The organism is Arthrobacter sp. TE26545 (assembly GCF_056279005.1).
On the sequence record NZ_JBWBQM010000001.1, the window covers coordinates 330,449 to 350,919 of the forward strand.

General features: G+C 65.7%; 21 protein-coding genes. 17 read left to right on the top strand and 4 right to left on the bottom strand.

The genetic code is table 11. The features are described from left to right. Window positions 1-30 precede the first annotated feature (30 nt). Window positions 31-1,068 (top strand): thioesterase domain-containing protein, encoded by a 1,038-nt coding sequence (locus tag ACZ9CK_RS01435; protein ID WP_426301999.1) that lies wholly within the window; start codon window positions 31-33, stop codon window positions 1,066-1,068. On the opposite strand, the gene ACZ9CK_RS01440 is transcribed toward ACZ9CK_RS01435, so the two are convergent. Both ACZ9CK_RS01440 and ACZ9CK_RS01445 read right to left on the bottom strand, forming a co-directional pair. Further along, complete coding sequence (locus ACZ9CK_RS01440) at window positions 1,055-1,738, bottom strand: tyrosine-protein phosphatase (RefSeq protein ID WP_476049024.1); 684 nt, start codon at window positions 1,736-1,738, stop codon at window positions 1,055-1,057. The two genes, ACZ9CK_RS01435 and ACZ9CK_RS01440, sit on opposite strands and share 14 nt — an antisense overlap. 11 nt (window positions 1,739-1,749) lie before the next feature. Further along, the gene (locus ACZ9CK_RS01445) at window positions 1,750-2,580 is read right to left on the bottom strand and encodes an HAD-IIA family hydrolase (RefSeq protein WP_426302001.1); all 831 of its coding nucleotides are present in this window, start codon (window positions 2,578-2,580) and stop codon (window positions 1,750-1,752) included. Between the two features lie 122 nt (window positions 2,581-2,702). On the opposite strand from ACZ9CK_RS01445, the gene ACZ9CK_RS01450 reads away from it, so the two are divergent. The 6 genes from ACZ9CK_RS01450 (at window position 2,703) to ACZ9CK_RS01475 (ending at window position 8,903) form a co-directional block, all read left to right on the top strand. Further along, window positions 2,703-3,380 carry a TrmH family RNA methyltransferase gene (locus ACZ9CK_RS01450; RefSeq protein ID WP_476049025.1) on the top strand — a complete coding sequence of 226 codons (678 nt, stop codon included), beginning with the start codon at window positions 2,703-2,705 and terminating at the stop codon, window positions 3,378-3,380. Between the two features lie 87 nt (window positions 3,381-3,467). Further along, on the top strand, window positions 3,468-4,814 hold the full coding sequence (locus ACZ9CK_RS01455; RefSeq protein ID WP_476049026.1) for a type I glutamate--ammonia ligase: 1,347 nt from the start codon (window positions 3,468-3,470) through the stop codon (window positions 4,812-4,814). After that, complete coding sequence (locus ACZ9CK_RS01460; protein WP_476049027.1) at window positions 4,802-6,004, top strand: amidohydrolase family protein; 1,203 nt, start codon at window positions 4,802-4,804, stop codon at window positions 6,002-6,004. Before ACZ9CK_RS01455 ends, ACZ9CK_RS01460 begins: the two co-directional genes overlap by 13 nt. Before the next feature lie 173 nt (window positions 6,005-6,177). Continuing rightward, the gene (gene fbaA, locus ACZ9CK_RS01465) at window positions 6,178-7,197 is read left to right on the top strand and encodes a class II fructose-bisphosphate aldolase (protein WP_120521068.1); all 1,020 of its coding nucleotides are present in this window, start codon (window positions 6,178-6,180) and stop codon (window positions 7,195-7,197) included. A gap of 3 nt (window positions 7,198-7,200) precedes the next feature. Further along, entirely contained in the window at window positions 7,201-7,620 is a 420-nt protein-coding gene (locus ACZ9CK_RS01470) for a DUF3151 domain-containing protein (protein ID WP_426302010.1), read from the top strand. A 218-nt stretch (window positions 7,621-7,838) separates the two neighbouring features. Next, complete coding sequence (locus tag ACZ9CK_RS01475; protein ID WP_476049028.1) at window positions 7,839-8,903, top strand: M14 family zinc carboxypeptidase; 1,065 nt, start codon at window positions 7,839-7,841, stop codon at window positions 8,901-8,903. A 69-nt stretch (window positions 8,904-8,972) separates the two neighbouring features. Here the strand turns inward: ACZ9CK_RS01475 and ACZ9CK_RS01480 are convergent, their stop codons facing one another. Further along, window positions 8,973-9,677 (bottom strand): FadR/GntR family transcriptional regulator, encoded by a 705-nt coding sequence (locus ACZ9CK_RS01480; protein WP_476050836.1) that lies wholly within the window; start codon window positions 9,675-9,677, stop codon window positions 8,973-8,975. 184 nt (window positions 9,678-9,861) lie between these two features. Here ACZ9CK_RS01480 and ACZ9CK_RS01485 point away from each other — a divergent pair, with 184 nt between their 5' ends. The 3 genes from ACZ9CK_RS01485 to ACZ9CK_RS01495 all read left to right on the top strand — a co-directional run bounded on the left by ACZ9CK_RS01485 (window position 9,862) and on the right by ACZ9CK_RS01495 (window position 12,351). Then, window positions 9,862-10,389, top strand: a complete 528-nt coding sequence (locus ACZ9CK_RS01485) for a gluconokinase (protein WP_476049029.1) — start codon at window positions 9,862-9,864, stop codon at window positions 10,387-10,389. 135 nt (window positions 10,390-10,524) lie between these two features. After that, entirely contained in the window at window positions 10,525-11,931 is a 1,407-nt protein-coding gene (locus ACZ9CK_RS01490) for a GntP family permease (protein ID WP_476049030.1), read from the top strand. Window positions 11,932-12,015: 84 nt separating this feature from the next. Next, a complete protein-coding gene (locus tag ACZ9CK_RS01495; protein WP_426302014.1) occupies window positions 12,016-12,351 on the top strand; it encodes a hypothetical protein in 336 nt (111 codons plus the stop codon). A 12-nt stretch (window positions 12,352-12,363) separates the two neighbouring features. Here the strand turns inward: ACZ9CK_RS01495 and ACZ9CK_RS01500 are convergent, their stop codons facing one another. Continuing rightward, a complete protein-coding gene (locus ACZ9CK_RS01500; protein WP_426302015.1) occupies window positions 12,364-13,806 on the bottom strand; it encodes a purine-cytosine permease family protein in 1,443 nt (480 codons plus the stop codon). 369 nt (window positions 13,807-14,175) lie between these two features. Here ACZ9CK_RS01500 and ACZ9CK_RS01505 point away from each other — a divergent pair, with 369 nt between their 5' ends. The 7 genes from ACZ9CK_RS01505 to ngcE all read left to right on the top strand — a co-directional run bounded on the left by ACZ9CK_RS01505 (window position 14,176) and on the right by ngcE (window position 20,459). Next, window positions 14,176-15,465, top strand: a complete 1,290-nt coding sequence (locus tag ACZ9CK_RS01505; RefSeq protein ID WP_426302016.1) for an adenylosuccinate synthase — start codon at window positions 14,176-14,178, stop codon at window positions 15,463-15,465. Window positions 15,466-15,853: 388 nt separating this feature from the next. After that, on the top strand, window positions 15,854-16,408 hold the full coding sequence (locus tag ACZ9CK_RS01510; protein ID WP_426302017.1) for an RNA polymerase sigma factor: 555 nt from the start codon (window positions 15,854-15,856) through the stop codon (window positions 16,406-16,408). After that, the gene (locus ACZ9CK_RS01515; RefSeq protein WP_476049031.1) at window positions 16,405-17,214 is read left to right on the top strand and encodes a hypothetical protein; all 810 of its coding nucleotides are present in this window, start codon (window positions 16,405-16,407) and stop codon (window positions 17,212-17,214) included. The genes ACZ9CK_RS01510 and ACZ9CK_RS01515 overlap by 4 nt, the downstream gene beginning before the upstream one ends. Window positions 17,215-17,266: 52 nt before the next feature. Beyond that, window positions 17,267-17,692, top strand: a complete 426-nt coding sequence (locus ACZ9CK_RS01520; protein WP_426302019.1) for a CoA-binding protein — start codon at window positions 17,267-17,269, stop codon at window positions 17,690-17,692. A 19-nt stretch (window positions 17,693-17,711) separates the two neighbouring features. Then, the gene (locus ACZ9CK_RS01525; RefSeq protein ID WP_426302020.1) at window positions 17,712-18,113 is read left to right on the top strand and encodes an MmcQ/YjbR family DNA-binding protein; all 402 of its coding nucleotides are present in this window, start codon (window positions 17,712-17,714) and stop codon (window positions 18,111-18,113) included. Window positions 18,114-18,194: 81 nt separating this feature from the next. Continuing rightward, window positions 18,195-18,824, top strand: a complete 630-nt coding sequence (locus tag ACZ9CK_RS01530) for a tetratricopeptide repeat protein (RefSeq protein ID WP_426302021.1) — start codon at window positions 18,195-18,197, stop codon at window positions 18,822-18,824. A gap of 231 nt (window positions 18,825-19,055) precedes the next feature. After that, the gene (ngcE, locus tag ACZ9CK_RS01535) at window positions 19,056-20,459 is read left to right on the top strand and encodes an N-acetylglucosamine/diacetylchitobiose ABC transporter substrate-binding protein (RefSeq protein ID WP_426302022.1); all 1,404 of its coding nucleotides are present in this window, start codon (window positions 19,056-19,058) and stop codon (window positions 20,457-20,459) included. The last annotated feature ends 12 nt before the right edge of the window (window positions 20,460-20,471 follow it).

A 20,471-nucleotide genomic window follows, 5' to 3' on the forward strand; every position in this document is an offset into this window, starting at 1 on the left:
GACAGTGTGGAGCATTACCGCCGGGGGGATGTGCCAGCCGCTGCGGATTTGCCGGAGCGGCAGCCGCCTGACGCCTGTGCAAGGATCCTCCGGCAGGCTGCCGGTTTGAAGGATTTCTCCCGGCGCAGCTTCCTGATCGGCGCAGGCGCCTCCGGACTGCTCGCGGCGGACATGTTCATCACCCGGCAGATCCAGGCCGAGCGGCGGGTCACGAAAATCCTGACCGTGGATGACGACGTCGCCGAAAGGTACTTTCCCGACGCCGCGTGGATCCTTTTCCCCGGATACAAGACCAGCTGGGAAGAGGCGCAATGGATCCTCAACTCCCTGCGCGGCGCGCTGCGGCAGCGGGGCCAGCTGGCCGCCGTCGGGTACTCGAACCTCGGCCTGGAGGTCGACGAGGTGACGGACGCCGTCGTCGCCTATGTCCTCGAACGCAAGCTGCGGAAACTCTACTTCTACGGCCACAGCTTCGGTGGAATGCTCGCCACGGAGGTGGCCACGCGATTGCGGGAGTGGCACGGATTGGCGGTGGAGCTGATCCTGCTCGATTCCTCCCCGTACAGCAAGTACGACGTCCTGGACCAGAGCTGGTTCGACGGCGTGGTGTTCCTGTACGAGAGCGGCTTCCGGGTGCCGTCGGTGCTGCGCGGAAGCTACGAGCTCGGCGAGCGGGTGGTGCACAAGAACGAGCGCAGCTGGCGGCAGATCTGGGACCAGACCCTGGAGCAGCTGACGCCGATTGCGCCGTCCAGCGTGCTGATCCAGAGCGAATCGGCCTACATTTACCATTTCGACGCCACGCGTTTCGTGGATCGGCTGGGGAAGACCAAGGTGGCCTTCATCGGCAATCCGCGCGACACCACCGTGAATTACGAAACGGCGCGGGCCGGCTGGTCCCGGACCTTCCGGAAGAACATGGCCTCCGCGGACCTCAGGACCGACGGCGCCCTTCCGGCCCATGCGAGCCCGCAGTGGAACCCCTTTGTCTACCGGCCGATTGTCCAGACGCTGGAGGACGAGCTGCTTCCGCTGCCGGGTGCGGCGGGGCGGGTCACGCCTTACTGACGGGCGTGTGGAGCGCGTCGAGTTCCGCGGCGCTCAGGCCGGCGTCGCGCAGGTAGCCCGCGGCGTCACCGAATTCCCTCCCGAAGCCGGCCAGGAAGTACCTGATGGTCCCTTCGGGGGACTGCAGCAGCATATGCTCCGGGCTGAAGGCCCGCGGTGGCAGGGCAGGGACCGCCACGCTCCAGGTCTGTGCCATGACGCTCAGCAGTTGCGGCAGCGCGGCGGTGGTGGCGGTGTAGTCGGCGACGACGGCCTCGGGATCCGTGCCAACGGCCAGCAGGGCCAGGGCCGAGATCACCCCGGTCCGGTCCTTGCCGAGCGAGCAGTGGACGAAGGCCGGGCCGTGTGCGGCCGGCCGGAGGGAGGCCGCGACCCAGGCCGGGCCCGTGCGGACCCAGCCGAGGTACAGCTCACCGAGTTCTTCGGCCGTGCTCACCGTGGGAAGCCCCTGCGGGGCGGGATCGAAGGGATTTTCCAGCAGTTCGACGCCGTTGCCCGGGGCCAGCTGCCACGGCAGGAGGTCCCGTTCCCGGCCGCTGCGCAGGTCGACCACCGTGCGGATGCCGTGCGCCGCCAGGAACTCCGCCGTTGCGGACGCGTCCATGCCGAAGGGCTGGCTGCCGCGCACGAGCCGGCCGCCCAACAGGGGCCGCAGATTCAGCACCGCCATGGCTTTGCCCCCTAGATCTGGTCTTTGAGTTCCGCCACCGAGGTCAGCACCTGGTTGGGCCGGAACGGGAATGCCGCGATTTCCTCGCGCTGCGTGATGCCGCTGAGCACCAGGACGGTGTGGAGGCCGGCTTCCATTCCCGCGATGATGTCGGTGTCCATGCGGTCGCCGATCATCGCCGTGGTTTCGGAATGGGCGTCGATCCGGTTCATGGCCGAGCGGAACATCATGGGGTTCGGCTTGCCCACGATGTACGGTTCGCGCCCGGTGGCCTTGGAGATCATTGCGGCGATGGCCCCGGTAGCCGGGAGGGGGCCGTCCTTGGAAGGCCCCGTGGCGTCAGGGTTGGTGGCGATGAACCGCGCTCCGCCCAGGATCAGCCGCACGGCCGTGGTGATCGCCTCGAAGGAGTACGTGCGCGTCTCGCCGAGCACCACGAAGTCCGGGTTCTGGTCGGTGAGGATGAAGCCTGCCTCGTGGAGCGCCGTCGTCAGGCCTGCCTCGCCGATCGTGTACGCGCGGTTCCCGGAATCGGAACCCTCCACCTGGTCCTTCAGGAACTGGGCGGTGGCCAGGGCCGAGGTCCAGATGTTCTCCTCGGGAACTTCCAGGCCGGAAGAGCTCAGACGGGCAGCGAGGTCGCGCGGAGTGAAGATGGAATTGTTGGTCAGCACCAGGAAGCGCTTGGATGTGTCAACCCAGCGCTGGATCAGTTCGGCCGCGCCCGGAATGGCCTGGTTCTCGTGGACCAGGACACCGTCCATGTCCGTCAGCCAGCATTCGATCTCGTGCCCGTTGCGGTACATCGCGCCGGATTTGGGGGCCGCACTTGTCTTCGCCATTCTCTACCTCCGCTGTTGGACCTGATTCTGCCCCCAAGTCTTTCACCTTTAGGTACGCCGAAACACAAGGCGCCGATGGGTTAAGCGACATCGGGTCCCGGTACCCCCGCTAGGGTTGAGGGGTGAATCACGATGCACCTTCCGAAGACCGCGCCCAAGCAGAGCCCGACGGCGGGAAAACCGCCCCGGCGGAGGTCGGCGTCGGTCCCTGGGAAGGTGAGTGGCCGGTAGGCGAGCACTGGGATCCGGACCTGCTGGCCGACGGCGACCGCCGCAACGTGGTGGACAAGTACCGGTACTGGAAGCACGAGGCAATCGTCGCGGACCTCGATTCCAAGCGGCACGACTTCCACATTGCCATCGAGAACTGGCAGCACGACCTCAACATCGGCACCGTGGTGCGCACCGCGAACGCCTTCCTCGCCAAGGAAGTCCACATCATCGGACGACGGCGGTGGAACCGCCGCGGCGCCATGGTCACCGACCGCTACCAGCACGTCCGCCACCACCCCACCGTCGAGGACTTTGTTGCCTGGGCGCAGGGGGAGGGCCTGGCCATCATCGGCATCGACATCTTCCCGGACTCGGTGCCGCTGGAAAGCTATGACCTGCCGCGCAACTGCGTGCTGGTTTTCGGACAGGAGGGTCCCGGCCTGACTCCCGAGGTGCACGAAGCCGCCGTCGCCACCCTCTCCATCGAGCAGTACGGCTCCACGCGCTCCATCAACGCCGCCTCGGCCGCTGCGATCGCCATGCACGCCTGGATCCGGCGGCACAATTTCGGGCAACGGGTCACCTAGGCGACTTGGCCGTACGACGGTTGCTGCCCTGATCCGTCGCTTTGGCGCATGATGGACCCTACATGCAGGCCATCGAAGGGAACTGTCATGGAAGATGTTTCGGGTGGGCAGGATCTGGCCGAAAGCGTCATGGTGCAGCTTCAAACAGCCGGTGTCACCATGCTTGTGGGGACAGCGATCGATTTTGCCGGCGGAATGCACTGCAAGGGCGTCCCGATTCGGCGGCTGCCGGTATTCCAGGGAGCCGGGATGGGGGCGGCGCCGTCGTGGAACGTCTTTTGCGCGGACAACGGCATCGCGTTCACGTCCTCGATCGGGGCCGCCGGCGATCTTCGCCTCCGGCTGGATCCCACCAGGGCCCGCCGGATCGACGACGGCCTGGCATGGGGACCCACGAACTTCCACCACCAGGACGGAACCCTGTCACCGCTGTGCTCCCGCGGCCGCCTGGCCGGCGTTGCGGGCCGCCTCATGGAGCGCGGACTGTCGGCGATGATGGGCACCGAGCTCGAATTCGTCCTTACCACCCGGGCCGGCGAGCGCCTGCCCAAGCCGGGCTGGGCAGCCTACGGCATGAGTGCGGTGTCGGACCGGCGACAGTTCCTGGTGGACCTGATGGCGACACTCGAGGAAGCCGGGGTGGGCCCGGAGCAGATCCATGCCGAATACGGTGAAGACCAGTTCGAGGTGTCTTTGGCGCCCGCCCAGCCCGTCGAGATGGCGGATGCGTGCGTGCTGACCCGCATCCTTATCGGGATCGTGGCAGCCCGCCACGGAATGGCCGCCTCCTTCTCGCCCCTTCCGTGGGCCGGTGGAGCTGGAAACGGCGCGCACCTCCACCTTTCGCTGAGCCGGAACAACGCACCCTTGTTCAGCGGTGGCCGAGGGCCGCATGGAATCACCGCGGAGGGCGGATCGGCGATCGGCGGGATTCTCGCCGGTCTGGACGGGTTTCTAGGCATCTACGCGGGCTCCGTCATTTCCGCGGCACGGCTCCAGCCCGGCCAGTGGTCCGGCGCCGCCGCGTGCTGGGGCTTGGAGAACCGCGAAGCCGCTCTGCGTTTTGTGGCCGCCACCACTGGCAATCCGCACGGGGCCAATGTGGAGTTGAAGGTCGTGGACCCCAGCGCCAACATCTACCTCGCCGCAGCAGCCCTGCTGGGTTCGGCCCTTAACGGCATCGAGGAGGAACTGTCCCTTCCGGTGGAAGTGCCCGGCAATCCCGCCGAAGCAGCCGATTGGCCGGCTGCAGCCGTCAACGCCGACCAGGCGACCGTTCTTGGACGCCTTGAGCGGTCGGAATTGGCCGCTAGCATCCTGGGGCCGGAGATCGTGGAGGGAGTTGTGGCGGTCCGCCGCCACGAAGCCGGAAAATTCGCGGGCAAGGCTCCCGCCGAGATAGCGCAGGCCCTTCGCTTCGCGTGGTCGGCCTGACCATGCCGGCTGGCCAGTTGGATGTCCTGTCAGGGTTGGGGGACCGCGTCCCTCCGAGCCTTGCAGAGGCCATCACCGCAATGCCGCTGGTGGACCACCACGTCCATGGGTGCTTCGTGCGGCCCGTCTCCCGGGCGGAATTCGAAGAGTCCATCAACGAAGGCTCCCAGGATCCCGTTCCCGTCTTCATGACCCAGTTCGATTCCCAGTTGGGGTTCGCCATCCGGCGCTGGTGCGCTCCGCGGTTGGGTCTTGAGCCATACGCCGGAGCGGATGAGTACTGGGAAACCCGGAACACACTGGCACCGGCGCACCTCAACCGCCTGATGCTGGCTCCAGCCGGCGTTGAGCACTGGATCGTCGACACGGGCTTAAGCTCATCCACGATTGCGACGCCGGAAACCCTGACGAGGGATTCCGGTGCCCCAAGCTCGGAAGTCCTCCGGCTTGAACTCCTGGCAGAAGCCGTGGCGGCACGCACTGCCTCGCCGGCTGACTTTGCCAGAGACTTCCGCGAGGCACTCGCGAACGCCGCTCCCGGCGTCGTCGGCTTCAAGACCATCGCCGCCTACCGCTGCGGCTTCGATATCGACTGGTCCCTTCCGGACGCCCGGCACCTGGAACAGGCCGTGGCGCTGTGGACCGCGCCCTGGACCGCGGAACCCGGCCAGGAGCTGAGGCTCCGGGACCCGGTGATCGTCTCCTACATTGTCCATGCCGCCGCGGAGTACCGGCTGCCCATCCAGGTCCACGTTGGGTTCGGCGACCTCGATATGGACCTGCACCGTTCCAACCCCATGCTCCTCTTGCCCCTGCTACGCCAGCCCGCGATCCGGGACACCCCCGTGATGCTGCTCCACTGCTACCCCTACCACCGTGAATCCGGGTACCTCGCCCAGGCGTTCACCAACGTGTATTTCGACGTCGGACTCAGCCTGAACCATGTCGGCTCGCGGAGCCTCGAGATCGTCGGCGAATCCCTGGAGCTGGCGCCGTTCGCCAAACAGCTCTATTCCTCCGATGCCGTCGGTCCTCCCGAACTGCATCTGCTCGGGTCGATCCTCTGGCGGCGGTCGATGGCGCAAGCCCTTGGCGACTGGGTGCGTCGCGGGGAATGGTTGGAAGGGGATGCGATCCGCGTGGCCGGCATGATCGCATCCGGGAATGCCCGCCGCGTCTATCAGCTGTAAGCCGTCTATCAGCTGGAAGCCCGCCGATGCACCCGGGCGCTGCGCAGGAAGTGTTACCACGGCGTGACCCGAAGCACGCCCTCCTGTTGGTTCTGGCTAGGATGGTGCCTAGCCGTAAGCGGTCTGTTTCAGGGTCAGCACACCCATAGACGAAAACCAGCATAGGAGTCACCATGCCCATTGCAACCCCAGAGATTTACTCCGAGATGATCGACCGTGCGAAGGCCGGCGGTTTTGCTTTCCCGGCGGTGAACGTGACGTCGTCGCAGACCCTGAACGCTGCGATCCGCGGTTTCGCTGAGGCTGAGTCCGATGGCATCATCCAGGTTTCCACCGGCGGTGCTGCGTACTGGTCCGGTGCCTCGGTGAAGGACATGGTTGCCGGTTCCCTGGGCTTTGCTGCGTTTGCCCGCGAGGTCGCCAAGAACTACAACGTGAACATTGCCCTGCACACGGACCACTGCCCCAAGGACAAGCTGGACAGCTTCGTTCTGCCGCTGCTGGCCGCGTCCGAGGCAGAGGTAAAGGCCGGCCGCAACCCGATCTTCAACTCGCACATGTGGGACGGTTCGCACGAGGCCCTCGGCGAGAACCTGCGCATCGCCCGTGAGCTGCTGGAGCGTACCGCGGCGGCGAAGATCATCCTCGAGGTCGAGATCGGCACCGTCGGCGGCGAGGAAGACGGCGTGGAGAACGAGATCAACGAAAAGCTCTACACCACCACCGAAGACGCCTTGGCCACCATCGAGGCCCTGGGTGCCGGCGAGAACGGCCGCTACATTACGGCCCTGACCTTCGGCAACGTGCACGGCGTGTACAAGCCCGGTGGCGTGAAGCTGCGCCCGGAGCTGCTCAAGCAGATCCAGTCCGAGGTCGGCGCGAAGATCGGCAAGGACAACCCCTTCGACCTCGTCTTCCACGGCGGTTCCGGTTCCTCCGACCAGGAGATCGCGGACGCCGTTTCCTACGGCGTCATCAAGATGAACGTGGACACGGACACCCAGTACGCCTTCACCCGTCCGGTCGCCGGGCACATGTTCGCCAACTACGACGGCGTGCTGAAGGTCGACGGCGAAATCGGCAACAAGAAGACCTACGACCCGCGCGTCTGGGGTGCCTCGGCCGAAGCCGGCATGGCCGCCCGCATCGTCGAATCCGCCCGCCAGCTCGGCTCGGCAGGCAAGACCTTCTAAGTCATGTCCGACGAATTCCGCAAGAACCTGCTGGGCCCCGAACCCACCCTCCTGCCCGCCGAAACCGAGGTGTACCAGCACCTCGCGCTCGGCCAGGAGCCGCTGGACCTCGTGGCCAAGCACCCCACGTCCTCGCTGCTCTGGGCAATCCTCGCGGAGGAAGCCTGGGCCGAAGGCCGCACCATCGATTCCTACGCCTACGCCCGGGTGGGCTACCACCGCGGACTGGACTCGCTGCGGCGCAACGGCTGGCGCGGCGTCGGCCCCATCCCGTGGGAGCACGAACCGAACCGCGGCTTCCTGCGGTCCCTCTACGCCCTGGGCCGCGCTTCGGCGGCCATCGGCGAGGCCGAGGAGCCCGAGCGGATCGAGAAGTTCCTCAATGACTCCGATCCCGCCGCGAAGGCAGCGATCGAAGGCTAGGACAAAAGCAGAACAAACGACGGCGTCCGTCACCGAAAGGTGGCGGGCGCCGTCGTCGTTTTCCGGTACCTCGCCCGAGACGGCTTCCTGCGGAATGTTCAGTTTTTGTCGAGCTGATTGACAATATTAGTTCACCTTGTTTGTGTGTTTGTCACAGCCTGCAATGGGGGACATGGCAGGTTGCACGCACCCAATGCACTCGAAAGAGGTAACGCACTGTGAGGAACACACTGGGAGTCTTGAGGACCCTGGCCGCTTCAGGAGCCTTGGCGCTGGTTGTCGCGGCGGGCTCGGCCCCGCTGGCGCAAGCCGTGGGCGAGGGCCCCGGCTATGGCGACAACGGCCAGATCACCACATCCAAGCTGACCACCTATGACGAGCTGGTTTCCTTCCTGAAGGACCAGGACGCCCGCCAGCAGGCCATGGAACTGGAGGTGATTGGCAAGACGGTCAAGGGGCGCGACATCCACCTGGTCAAGTACGTCACGGACCCGGCCAAGCCGACCATCCTGTACCTGACCCAGCAGCATGGCAACGAACAGCTCACCACCGAGGGTGCCATGCAGTTCATCAAGCACCTGGGAACCGCCAGCGCGGCCGGCATCCTGGACGGCGTGAACATCCTCATCGTGCCAATGCTGAACGCTGACGGCGCCATGGGGGACGTGAATTTCCCGCTGGACGACTACGTCGCCAAGGGCGACCGCCACCTCACCCGCTACAACGCCGAAGGCGTGGACCTGAACCGCGACCATGTTGCCAAGGTCCAGCCCGAAACCCAGGCCTTGCACAACAACGTGATGCGCAAGTACCGGATCGATTACATGATCGACCTCCACCACCAGGGCATCCGCGCCGAACGGGACGGGAAGCTGGTGTCCGGCTCGATCCTGTACCCCACCACGCCCAACGCCGATCCCGCCGTCGTCGAGAAGTCCAAGAAGCTCGGGGCCGTTGTGTTCAACAATGTCGACTCCACGGGCTGGGGGCACCTTGGAAAGTACGAAGGCGGCAGCGCTGAAACCATCAGCCGCAACGGTATCGCGGTGGAATACGGGATCGCCACGCTTCTTTTCGAAATGCGCGGCATGTCGGACCACTACCTCGACGGCTACGCCCTGGGCCAGCGCAGCAACGGTTACCTCATCAAACAGACCGTGATCACGCTGACCTCCACCGCGGCAGCCATCGCAAACGGTTCAATCGCCGACGCCGATACCTCCTTCTGGGACAGCCTGGACACCCAGACTTCCCGCCCTGGCGAGGAAGCGGACGACGAGTAGGATTTCAGAGAACCAACAACGACGGCGCCCCGCACCTTTTCGGTGCAGGGCGCCGTCGTCGTTAGCGTGCTAGTCCAGGCCCATGGCCTGGCGGACTTCCACCACCACCCGGTGCATCGCTTCCTCGGCCTTGTTCGTATCCCCGCGCGAAACGGCGGAGGCAACATCTTCGTGCGCCTTGAGCGCGGCCTCCTCCGGCCGGAACGGCATGAGTCCCTGCTGGGTGCGGCTGGTCAGCACCTCGGCCACCATCTGGTCGATCGCGGCGAACATCTCGTTGCCGCTTGCGTGCAGCAGGAGGCGGTGGAAGGCGATGTCGACGGCGAGGAAACCCTCCAGGTCCCCGGCCTCGCCCAGGCGCCGCAGCTCCGCGGCCATCGCTCCCAGTTCTCCGCGCTGCGCGTGCGTGGCCCGGCGGGCGGCGGCCGCGGCGGCAATGGGCTCGACGGCGATGCGCAGCTCGGTGAGCGAGGCGTACTGGGCTTCGCGGCGGGTGGAGGCCAGGCGCCAGTGCACCAGCTTGGGGTCGAAGACGTTCCAGTGCAGCGGGTCCTGGACCACGATGCCCACCCGGCGGCGGGAGTACACAAGGTTCATGGATTCCAGGACGCGCATGGTGTCCCGGGCGACAGTGCGGGAGACGCCGAATTCCTGTTGCAGGTCTTCGAGGGTGAGCCGGGATCCTGGGGCAAGGCGGCCGGAGGCGATCGATTCGCCGAGGGTGTCCAGCATGCGCTGGTGGAGGCCTCCGCCTTCCGCTGTCACCGTCGACATATCCCGCCCTTCCCGCACCGATTTCATGCTCAAGCGTAGTGCCTTCGACGTAAAAGTATGACCAAAAGCACAATAGGTACTACCAGTGCACTATCAATGGTGCTATCTTTTTCTGGAACGCGGCGCATCAGCGCCACCCGAGCTTCTTCGGAAGCCAACGACGTCTTCCTGCGGAGGTAGGGCAATGGAGTCATCTGCAATCCACGTGGTCGTCATGGGCGTTGCCGGCGCAGGCAAGTCCACGATTGCCGAGGCACTCGCGTCGGCCCTTGGCTGGGACATGGCCGAGGCCGACCGCTTCCACCCGTCGGCCAACATTTCGAAAATGGAGGGCGGCGTTCCGCTCACGGATGAGGACCGCTGGCCCTGGCTGGGCAGCATCCGCGACTGGATGACGTCCAAGGCGAAGGCAGGCAAGAGCACCGTGCTGACCTGCTCGGCCCTCAAACGCGGCTACCGCAGCCTGCTCTCCGGGGCCGAAGGCCGCGTGGTGTTCGTCCACCTCGACGGCAGCCCGGAACTTCTCGCCGAACGCATGGGCGGCCGGGCGGGACACTTCATGCCCACCACCCTGCTGCCCAGCCAACTCGCCACCCTCGAACCGCTCACGGCCGAGGAATGCGCGGCAGGAAGCATCCGCCTGGACATCGCACAGGACCCGGGCACCCTGGTGCGCGCCGTCGTCGACGTCCTTGCCCTGCAGGCTGCCTGAGCGGCCAAGGCGCCCAGCCAGAACCGCAAGAACACCCCACATTTCCCCAACCGCAGCCCGTCCATCGGGGCACGCCCGCCGGCGCAGTCCGGCGCGCCCCGGCACGGGCTGATGAACCCTGCCTGAGGAGGCACCATGACCACCATCGAAGGATGGACCCAAACCCTCGGCGCCGGGCCGCTGCTGCTTATCGCGGCCGCAGCCATCGCCGTCCTGCTCGTCCTGATCATCCGCTTCAAGATGCACGCCCTGCTTGCGCTGATCACTGTCAGCCTTGCCACGGCCTTCGCCACCGGCATCCCCGCCGACAAGGTGGTAGGCGTCCTGGTCGGCGGCTTCGGCACCACCCTGGGCACCGTTGCCCTGCTCGTCGGCCTGGGCACCATGCTCGGCCGCATTGTCGAGACCTCCGGCGGCGCCAAGGTCCTGGCCGATTACCTGATCAAGCTCTTCGGTGAGAAGCGTGCGCCCTTCGCGCTGGGCCTCGCCTCGCTGATCTTCGGTTTCCCGATCTTCTTCGACGCCGGCCTTGTGGTCATGCTGCCGGTCGTGTTCGCAGTCGCCCACCGCCTCGGAGGCGGGGTGCTCCGCTACGCGCTGCCCGCCGTCGGAGCGTTCTCCGTGATGCATGTGTTCCTGCCGCCGCACCCGGGGCCGGTCTCGGCCTCCGCCATCCTCGGAGCGAATGTCGGCCTGGTGACCATCGTCGGCCTCATCGCCGCCATTCCCACCTGGTACCTCACCTGCTACCTCTACGGCCTGTGGACGGGCCGCAAGCTCGAGCTTCCCGTGCCGGAAATCCTTGGCCACGCTTCCGCCGAGGCTGAGGCCCACCCGCCGCGCTTCCGTACCGTCGTGGGCATCCTCCTGTTGCCGCTCGTGCTGATCTTCCTCAACACCGGCCTCAACACCCTGGCCACCTCGCACCTCCTGCCTGACGCCGTGAAGGAACAGCAGTGGTTCCAGATCATCCGGGCACTTGGTGACACTCCTGTTGCGCTGCTCATCTCCGTGTTCGTCGCCGCGCTCGTTCTCGGCATGCGCCGCGGCCTCCACGGCGAGCGGCTCGAAGGCCTCCTCGAGTCCTCCCTCGGCCCGGTCTGCTCGGTCATCCTCATCACCGGTGCCGGCGGCATGTTCGGTGCGGTGCTGCGGATGTCGGGAATCGGCAAGGCGTTGGCCGATGTGCTGGGCGACGCCGGCATCCCGCTGATCCTGGCCGGCTTCCTGATCTCCTCGATCCTGCGCATCGCCCAGGGCTCGGCGACCGTTGCGCTGACCACCACAGCAGGCCTCATCTCCCCGGCCGTTGCAGAACTGGGGCTGAACGGCCTGCAACTGGCGGCGCTCGTTGTTGCCGTTGCCGCCGGGTCGGTGGTGGTTTCCCACGTCAACGACGCCGGATTCTGGCTGGTGGGCCGCTTCATCGGCATGGACGTCAAGACCACCCTGGCCACCTGGACGGTCATGGAGACGCTCATCGGCGTTGCAGGCTTCGGCATTGCGGCAGTGGTGTTCGCCGTCGCCGGAGCCGTCGGATAGGGCGTCCGGAACGGGAAACGCGGCCGGCACCAAAAGGTGCCGGCCGCGCTTTGCATAGGTCCCGCCGTCGGGCATGATGCCGCCATGGAGAAACGCGAGTCGTCCGCTGCCGCCGTTGCCGCCTTCGAGAACCTGGGGGCCGATCTGCTCGACGCCGGAGTGGTGGCGGGCCAGATGTTCGGTGCCCGTTCACTGCTGCTGGACAAGAAGGCGATCGCCTGCCTCAACGGGGACATGGTGGCCTTCAAGCTCGGCCGCGACAACCCGGAGCATGGACGGGCGCTCGCCCTGCCGGGGGCCGTGCTCTTCGATCCTTCGGGCATGGGCCGGCCCTTCAAGGACTGGGTCGAGGTTCCGCTCGCGGCCGCGGGGGAGTGGCCGGCACTGGCGGACGCCGCGCTCGCGGCCGCCCGCCAATAGCGCCTTAAGCCGTTACGACGCCGGCACCCGGGCAGCTGCCGCGTGCTCGCTTGGGTAGATGGTTTCCAGCGGTGCCCGGTTGGTGGCCTTGGCCCAGGGGTAGTAGACCAGCATGGTCACCACGATGCCCACGATCCAGGAGATGTCCGCCCCGCCCAGCCAGTGCGTCACCGGGCCGGTGTAGAGGGCCTGGGCGAGGAACGGAACCTGGACCACGACGCCGATGCCGTAGGACACCAGGGCAGCGGCGTTCCACCGTCCGTAGCGGCCGTTCGGGTTGTAGAGGGCAGGGATGTCCAGGCGGTCGCGGGAAACCTTGTAGTAGTCCACGAGGTTGATGACGGACCACGGAGTGAAGACCATGAGCAGCATCAGGACGAAGTTCTTGAACAGGTTCAGGAAGTCTTTGCTGGCGAACAGGGCGATCAGCACGCTCGCGCCGATGACCACCAGGATGAACGCGATGCGGGCCGTGCGGGAAACGGTGTCGCGGCGGTTGACGGCGGTACCGATCGTCACCGAGCACATGAAGGCACCGTAAGCGTTCAGGCAGTTCACCGTCAGCTTGCCGCTGACGATCATCAGGTAGATGAAGACGGCGATCAGCCCGCCGCCGGCGAGGTCGCCCATGTACCCCACCTGGTTCTTCAGGAAGTCCCCGCCCAGGTGCGCGGCGGACAGGCCGCCAGCCAGGGCGCCGATGGTCATGGCCCACTGGGCGCCGCCCACGGAACCGGCGAAGGTGTACCAGAAGGTCCGGCGTTCGCTGGTGTCCTGGGGCAGGTACCGGGAGTAGTCCGCAACATAGGGGCCGAAGGTCAGCTGCCAGCCGGCGCCCAGGGCGATGGCCGTCAGGAAGGTAGGCCATTCGAAACCCTTGAGGAACATGATCTGGCCGATGTCGTACTTGGTCAGCACGGCGAACGTCAGGTAAAGGAAGCCGGCCAGGCCCAGCACGGTGGCGATCCGGCCCAGGGCGTGGATGTATTTGTAGCCGAGGATGGCCAGCAGCGCGGTTGCTGCACCGAAGATCAGGATTCCGACGGCGGGAACGTTGACACCGAGGATCAGGTTGATTGCCTGCCCGGAGAGCACGGTTCCGGTGGATGCGAAGCCCACGTACATCAGGATGACCAGGACCAGCGGGATGACCGCACCGTAGACGCCGAACTGCGCACGGCTGGAGATCATTTGGGGCAGGCCCAGCTTGGGGCCCTGGGCCGAGTGTAGTGCCATGACGATGCCGCCGAGCACGTTGCCAACGAGCAGGCCAATAATGGCCCAGAACGCGTCGGCGCCGAAGACCACTGCAAGGGCTCCGTCCACGATCGCGGTGATTTGGGCGTTGGCGCCGAACCACAGGGTGAACTGGGACTTCGGGTGGCCGTGGCGCTCGCCGGGCGGGATCATCTCGATCGACCGTGCCTCGACGGCGCTGCTTGTTGCTGCTGCCATGGTCTTACTCCTAATGCTGAACGGGCATGTTCCATGTCACAGCAATCACGTCCCCGGAACAATGGGATCCGGAGCCGTGGTGTCGCGGATCCCAGACACTTTCGGCGTGTCGCCGGCAGGCTCCGGGGTTTGCCGTGTCCGTTCCGGGGGACCTCGGCTTCGGCCCCGGCGTGCGGTGCGGGGTCATGACACCGTGTCGCGGGGCCGGATCCGCTAAACTTGGCTGGTAAGAGCCCCGGAACTCTTGCCCTTCCTGCCCATGAATCTTTGTTGAAGACCATGGACAGGGCCTGGCTTCGGGGCGTTCTCATGTACGGCGCCAGGCGCGGTGTTCCCGTCGCCTGCCCGAAAAGAATGGGGGAGGATCCCATGCCCGCTATCGTGATCGTCGGAGCCCAGTGGGGCGACGAAGGCAAAGGCAAAGCGACCGACCTGCTCGGCGGCCGCGTTGACTACGTGGTCAAGCCCAACGGCGGCAACAACGCCGGGCACACCGTCGTCGTCGGCGGTGAGAAGTACGAGCTCAAGCTCCTTCCCGCAGGCATCCTGAGCCCCAACGCCATTCCGATCATCGGCAACGGCTGCGTGGTGAACCTCGAGGCCCTCTTCCAGGAAATCGACGGCCTCGAAGCCCGCGGGGCCGACACCTCCCGCCTGCGCGTTTCCGCCAACGCCCACCTCGTGGCCCCGTATCACCAGGTGCTGGACAAGGTCACCGAGCGCTTCCTCGGCAGCCGCGCCATCGGCACCACCGGTCGCGGCATCGGTCCTGCCTACATGGACAAGGTGGCCCGCCTGGGCATCCGTGTCCAGGACGTCTTCGACGAGTCGATCCTCCGCCAGAAGGTGGAAGGTTCGCTGCGCCAGAAGAACGAACTCCTGGTCAAGGTCTACAACCGCCGCGACATCGTGGTGGACGAGATCGTGGACTACTTCCTGTCCTTCGCCGAGCGCCTGCGCCCGCTGGTCATCGACAGCACGCTTGAGCTGAACAACGCCCTGGACGAGGGCAAGGTTGTGCTCATGGAAGGCGGCCAGGCAACGTTCCTGGACGTCGATCACGGCACCTACCCGTTCGTCACTTCGTCCAACCCCACGGCCGGCGGCGCCTCCGTGGGTTCGGGCATCGGCCCCACCCGCATCTCGCGCTCCATCGGCATCATCAAGGCCTACACCACGCGCGTCGGCGCCGGCCCGTTCCCCACGGAACTCTTCGACGAGATGGGCATGTACCTGCAGAAGACCGGCGGCGAGTTCGGCGTGAACACCGGCCGCCCGCGCCGCTGCGGCTGGTACGACGCCGTCCTGGCCCGCCACGCCTCCCGCGTGAACGGCTTCACGGACTACTTCGTCACCAAGCTGGATGTGCTCACCGGCATCGAGCAGATCCCTGTCTGCGTGGCCTATGACGTCGACGGCGTCCGCCACGACGAAATGCCGATGACCCAGACCGAGTTCCACCACGCAGTGCCGATCTTCGAGTACTTCGAGGGCTGGACCGAGGACATCACCGCGGCCAAGACCCTGGAGGACCTCCCGGAGAACGCGCGCAACTACGTGCTGGCGCTCGAAAAGCTCTCCGGCACCCGTTTCTCCGCGATCGGCGTCGGCCCGGACCGCGACCAGACCATCGTGCTGCACGACCTGATCGAGGACTAAGCACCAAGAACGTACGACGACGGCGGGCCGCCCGGGGTTTCGATGGAACCTTGCGGGCGGCCCGCCGTCGTTGTCGATGCCTCCAAAACCGCCCCTGAACTGGGAAAACATCCTTCCAAGAAAAAACTTCGGAATTCGCGTAACCCTTTGGGTGGCTGCAACGATTACTCCAGTGAACGGGCCGAGCTGGAATCTGTCCCCCATCATGTTCCAGCTCGGCCCTTCGTTTTGCCTCAAGGAGCTTGGTAAATGGATGCGGGCCGGGCCGGGGTGTGTCTTGGGCCGCGCAGGCGGGGGCGGTTAGGCTGGAGGGGTGCCCGCAGCGAGTCCGCCGGGACAACCGCGCACAACGGCAGCAGACCCCGCATCCACCGAAAGCACCTGAACCGTGACTGACGCCCTGACCGACGAAGCGTTGCAGGCCCTCCGGGGCAATGACGCCGAGCTGTTCAGTGCTGTATACCAGTCCTTCGCGGGCCAGGTGCTGGGCTATCTCAGCGCCAAGGGTGTGCAGGACCCGGAAGCCCTCACGCAGGACGTCTTTCTTGCAGTGTTGCCGCGGATCCACGCCATCTCGGGCGGGGTCAAAGGTCTCCGGACCTTTGTGTTCTCCGTTGCCCACGCCCGGATGGTGGATGACCACCGCAGGCAAGTCAGGGTGCCGGAGCATCAGGAGTTCGAAGCCGAACGGGATACCAGGGAGGTTCTCTCGGCCGAAGCCGAAGCGATGGACCGGGTGGCTCCGGGAGAAGTTCTGGCACTGCTCGGTTTCCTCCCCGAAGAGCAGCGCGAGGTGCTGTCGTTACGGATCATTGCGGGGCTGACCGTGGAGCAAGTTGCCGAAATCATGGGGAAAAGCCAAGGTGCAGTAAAGCAGTTGCAGCGGAGGGCCTTGACCACACTCCGTGAACACTCGGCAGTAAAGGAATATGTGGCGCCATGACGCGTTCCAATGCGGATCGTGACAAGCTCGTCTCCGAGCTCATGCTCGACGCCGGCGTGCCCGGCGATGCGCTGCTCAAGGCCTCCCTCGAATCCATCGCAGGCCTCTCGGCGCTGCCCGCCCCGGCGCCCCGTGGCGAGCTTGCGGCGCTGCTCGGCGTCCCCTCAGTAGATCCCGACGGCGGCACGAACCCCGACGGCGATGAGCTCGCCGGGCGCCGCCGCAGGAAGCACCGCCCCGCGATCGTCGCCGGTGCCGTGGTCACGGCCATGGGCCTAGGGATCGGAGGGGTTGCGGCGTCCGGCGGCCTGCAACAGAACTCCCCGGAATTCATCCAAAGCCTGATCGCAGGCTGGGCGCCTCAAGGGAACCCTGCGCCGCCGTCGCTGGTTCCGGCCGGGCCGGTCCCGGACGCCCCGAAAGTCACTGCTGTCCCGGCACCTTCCAGCCTTCCCACGGCGCAAGCCGCTGCCGGGACTCCGCAGAGCCTGGCGTCCCCTTCGCCATCCGCTGTCCCGGGCCACGCTTCCACGGGAAACGCCCCTTCCGCGGGAAAGTCGCCCGCCGCGCTTACCGAAAAGAAGGCGGAGAAGCCGCACAAGGTGAAGCCCAAGGTAGCAGCAGCCGCCCGGAAGGAAGACAGGCCTGCCGGGACTGTCCGGCCGGGGCCCAGCTCGCCTGCCGGGTCCTCCCAGATGAGTTTCAGGGACTCCGTCGAGCTCATGCTGAACGAGCGAGGCCGCGTGGGCGGAAAGGCCGTGGAGGACGTCCTCCGGCGCATCGTGCGGCTCGGCATCCCCTTCTGAGCCGTCTCGTTCCTGCCAAAGCGAGGCCGGCATGCGGGCGTAGGCTGGGGGAATGACCCACGCGAATGATCCGGCTGTCATTGAACGCCTCATGCGGACCAAAGGCCGTTGGGCCATCGTGGGGCTGAGCAACAACGAGTGGCGCTCTGCGTACGATGTCGCGCTCTATGTCCGGGACCGCATGGGCATGGAAATCATTCCGGTGAACCTGCGCGGCGAAGACGTCCACGGCGAAACCGGCTACAAGACCCTGGGCGACATTCCCGCTGAAAAGCAACCGATCGACGTCGTGGACTGCTTCGTCAACTCCAGCCGCGTGGGCGCGGTGATCGACCAGGCGATCGCGGCCGGCGCGAAGGCGGTGTGGCTCCAGCTCGGGGTCAACGACGACGCCGCCGTCGAGCGTGCGAAGGCCGCTGGCCTGGACGTGGTGCTCAACACCTGCCCGGCGCGGGAAGGCTGGCATTACGGTCTGTAGCCTGGACTAGGCTCGGGTCATGGACGCTGCCACCCTCCGCCTGATCTGCCTCGGATTTCCCGGTGCCTTCGAGGACTTTCCCTTCGGCCCGGAAGCCTCCGTCTTCAAGGTCCGTTCCGCGGTGTCCGGCGGCGCGGCCCAGGAGGCGAAGATGTTCGCGTTGTCTGCCCTGGACGCTGAGCCGCTGTCGGTGAGCCTGAAATGCGATCCGGTTCTGGCCGTGCAGCTGCGCGCGGCGCATCCCGAAATCACCGGCGCCTGGCATATGAACAAGACCCACTGGAACGGCGTGCGGCTGGACGGCAGCCTGCCCGATGGCATGATCCGGGACATGGTGGAGGACTCCTACGACCTCGTAGTGGCAGGGCTCAGCAGGAAGCAACAGGAGCAACTTGGGTGGGCGCGCCTCGCAGGCAAGTGACCTGCCGCGGCAGGGGGCAAGTCGGATAGATTGAGAGTGCGCAACACCATTCGATGCCTTGACGCAATCGGGAGCGGCCAGATGCTGGAGCAACGAACAATCGACGAATTGTGGACCTTCGAAGATCCGGCTTTGTCAGAGGCCCGTTTCCGGGAAGCCATGCAGGACTCCCGGTTTGACGATTTCGAGCGATTGGAACTGGCCACCCAGCTGGGCCGCGCCATCGGCTTGCAGGGCCGCTACGAAGAAGCCGATGCCCTGCTGGACTCGATCGACACCCAGGAGGAACCCACGCTGGCTGTCCGGGTCCTGCTGGAGCGCGGGCGGCTGCTGAATTCCTCCGGGCATCCTGCCATGGCCGTGCCGTTGCTCGAACAGGCCGCGGAGCTCGGTGACCACCTCGGCGAAGAATTCCTCACGGTGGACGCGCTGCACATGCTCGCGATAGCCGACTCCGGCCACCAGGAATCCTGGACGCGCAGTGCGCTCGAGTACGCCTCCGCCGTCGACGATCCGCGCACCAAGCGCTGGATGGTTTCGCTGCACAGCAACCTCGGCTGGGCGCTGCACGACGACGGCCGGCGCACCGAAGCGCTGGTGGAGTTCCAGCTAGCCGAGCAATGGGCCGAACGAGTCGGCACTCCGCAGCAGCAACTTTGGGCGCGTGAAGCCATCGACGAGTGCGAAAGGTCGCTTAGCGGACGGTCCTGAGCTGCGGTTTCTTTCTTTTTGGAGCCTCTCCGGAGGTCCTGGAGGCGCTTCTTGGGTAGATCACGTTTTGACAAAAGTTGATTGAAACTAGCCAGAAATATTGATTTTCGATCACTAGTGGTGAAGTATGTCACACGAGGGTGGCGCTGCTTCGGGCGCCTTCCAGCCGATCCGAAATCAAGGCACGGGCGCCGTCCGGATCGGTCCTACGAGTCCCTGGAGGGTTTTAGGATGAACGTTCAGCAGTCCTTCGCACGCCGTGGTTTTCTCCGCGGTGCGCTCGCCACCGCCGTGCTGGCCCCAATGGGCGGAGCCCTGGCCTCTTGCGCGTCGGGCGGCGGTACCACCGCCGGTCCCACCGGTACCGTCTCGGATACCAACCCGTTCGGCATAGCGGATAACTCCACCGTGGACGCAGTGATCTTCAAGGGTGGCTACGGAATCGACTACGTCGACTTCGCCGGCAACATCTTCAACAAGAACCACCAGGGTTCCACCGCCAAGATCACCCCCTCGACCGCGATTTCCACCGAACTCCAGCCGCGCTTCGCCGGCGGCAACCCGCCGGACCTGGTGGACAACTCCGGTGCCCAGTCCATCGGCATCAGCACCATCCTGGACCAGCTTGAAGACCTGCAGCCCGTTGTGGATGCCAAGAACCTTGAAGGCACTCCCATCAAGGACACCCTGTACGAGGGCGTACTGACCCCCGGCACCTTCAACGGCAAGCTGGTAGCCATCAACTACGTCCTGACCCTCTTCGGTGTCTGGTACTCCGCCTCGCTTTTCGAGGCGAACGGCTGGACGCCCCCGAAGACCTGGGACGAGGCCTATGAACTCGGCGAGAAGGCCAAGGCCAAGGGCAAGTACCTGTTCCTGTGGGGCAAGGAAGCCGCCAGCTACTACCTCGAGTTGGCATTGTCCTCCGCCATCAAGGAAGGTGGCGACGAGGTCCGCGTGGCCCTGGAAAACCTCAAGGAAGACAGCTGGAAGCACCCGGCGCTTACCAAGGTGTTCGAGGCCCTGGACAAGCACGTCAAGGCCGGCCACTTCAAGCCCGGCGGTTCCGGCACCGCCTTCACGGCCGCCCAGGCACAGTGGAGCAACGGCCAGGAGGCATTGCTCTACCCCTCCGGTTCGTGGATCGAAAACGAAATGAAGGACCAGACCAAGGCCGACTTCAAGATGACGGGCGCTCCCGTGCCCACCCCCAGCAGCAGCCCGAAGATGCCTTACGAGGCACTCCACTCCGGCGGCGGCGAGCCCTTCATCGTTCCCTCCCAGGCCAAGAACAAGGCCGGGGGCAAGGAAATCCTGCGCATCATGCTGTCCAAGGACGCGGCGGCCAACTTCGCCAAGACCAAGCTGGCCCCCACGGTCGTCAAGGACACGGTCCCGGCGGACGGCTTCGGCTCCACAGCCCTGGTCTCCCAGACCAAGATGCTCGATGCCGCGGGCAAGAACGTCTTCAACTGGCAGTTCCTTGACCTGTACGGCATGAACAAGGACGTCCTGGTTGTCTGGAATGCATTCCTCGACGGCAAGTCGAACGCTGCCAAGCTGGCCGAGGACATGCAGAAGATGTCGGACAAGATCCGCAATGACAGTTCCATCAAGAAGGTTGAAATCAAGTGAGCCTGCCCCCGC

Coding starts and splice junctions, on each gene's coding strand:
- ACZ9CK_RS01440 (WP_476049024.1), bottom strand. CDS start 1,738: ATGGCGGTGCTGAATCTGCGGCCCCTGTTGGGCGGCCGGCTCGTGCGC.
- ACZ9CK_RS01445 (WP_426302001.1), bottom strand. CDS start 2,580: ATGGCGAAGACAAGTGCGGCCCCCAAATCCGGCGCGATGTACCGCAAC.
- ACZ9CK_RS01455 (WP_476049026.1), top strand. CDS start 3,468: ATGGAAGATGTTTCGGGTGGGCAGGATCTGGCCGAAAGCGTCATGGTG.
- fbaA (WP_120521068.1), top strand. CDS start 6,178: ATGCCCATTGCAACCCCAGAGATTTACTCCGAGATGATCGACCGTGCG.
- ACZ9CK_RS01470 (WP_426302010.1), top strand. CDS start 7,201: ATGTCCGACGAATTCCGCAAGAACCTGCTGGGCCCCGAACCCACCCTC.
- ACZ9CK_RS01480 (WP_476050836.1), bottom strand. CDS start 9,677: ATGTCGACGGTGACAGCGGAAGGCGGAGGCCTCCACCAGCGCATGCTG.
- ACZ9CK_RS01485 (WP_476049029.1), top strand. CDS start 9,862: ATGGAGTCATCTGCAATCCACGTGGTCGTCATGGGCGTTGCCGGCGCA.
- ACZ9CK_RS01490 (WP_476049030.1), top strand. CDS start 10,525: ATGACCACCATCGAAGGATGGACCCAAACCCTCGGCGCCGGGCCGCTG.
- ACZ9CK_RS01495 (WP_426302014.1), top strand. CDS start 12,016: ATGGAGAAACGCGAGTCGTCCGCTGCCGCCGTTGCCGCCTTCGAGAAC.
- ACZ9CK_RS01500 (WP_426302015.1), bottom strand. CDS start 13,806: ATGGCAGCAGCAACAAGCAGCGCCGTCGAGGCACGGTCGATCGAGATG.
- ACZ9CK_RS01505 (WP_426302016.1), top strand. CDS start 14,176: ATGCCCGCTATCGTGATCGTCGGAGCCCAGTGGGGCGACGAAGGCAAA.
- ACZ9CK_RS01515 (WP_476049031.1), top strand. CDS start 16,405: ATGACGCGTTCCAATGCGGATCGTGACAAGCTCGTCTCCGAGCTCATG.
- ACZ9CK_RS01520 (WP_426302019.1), top strand. CDS start 17,267: ATGACCCACGCGAATGATCCGGCTGTCATTGAACGCCTCATGCGGACC.
- ACZ9CK_RS01525 (WP_426302020.1), top strand. CDS start 17,712: ATGGACGCTGCCACCCTCCGCCTGATCTGCCTCGGATTTCCCGGTGCC.
- ACZ9CK_RS01530 (WP_426302021.1), top strand. CDS start 18,195: ATGCTGGAGCAACGAACAATCGACGAATTGTGGACCTTCGAAGATCCG.
- ngcE (WP_426302022.1), top strand. CDS start 19,056: ATGAACGTTCAGCAGTCCTTCGCACGCCGTGGTTTTCTCCGCGGTGCG.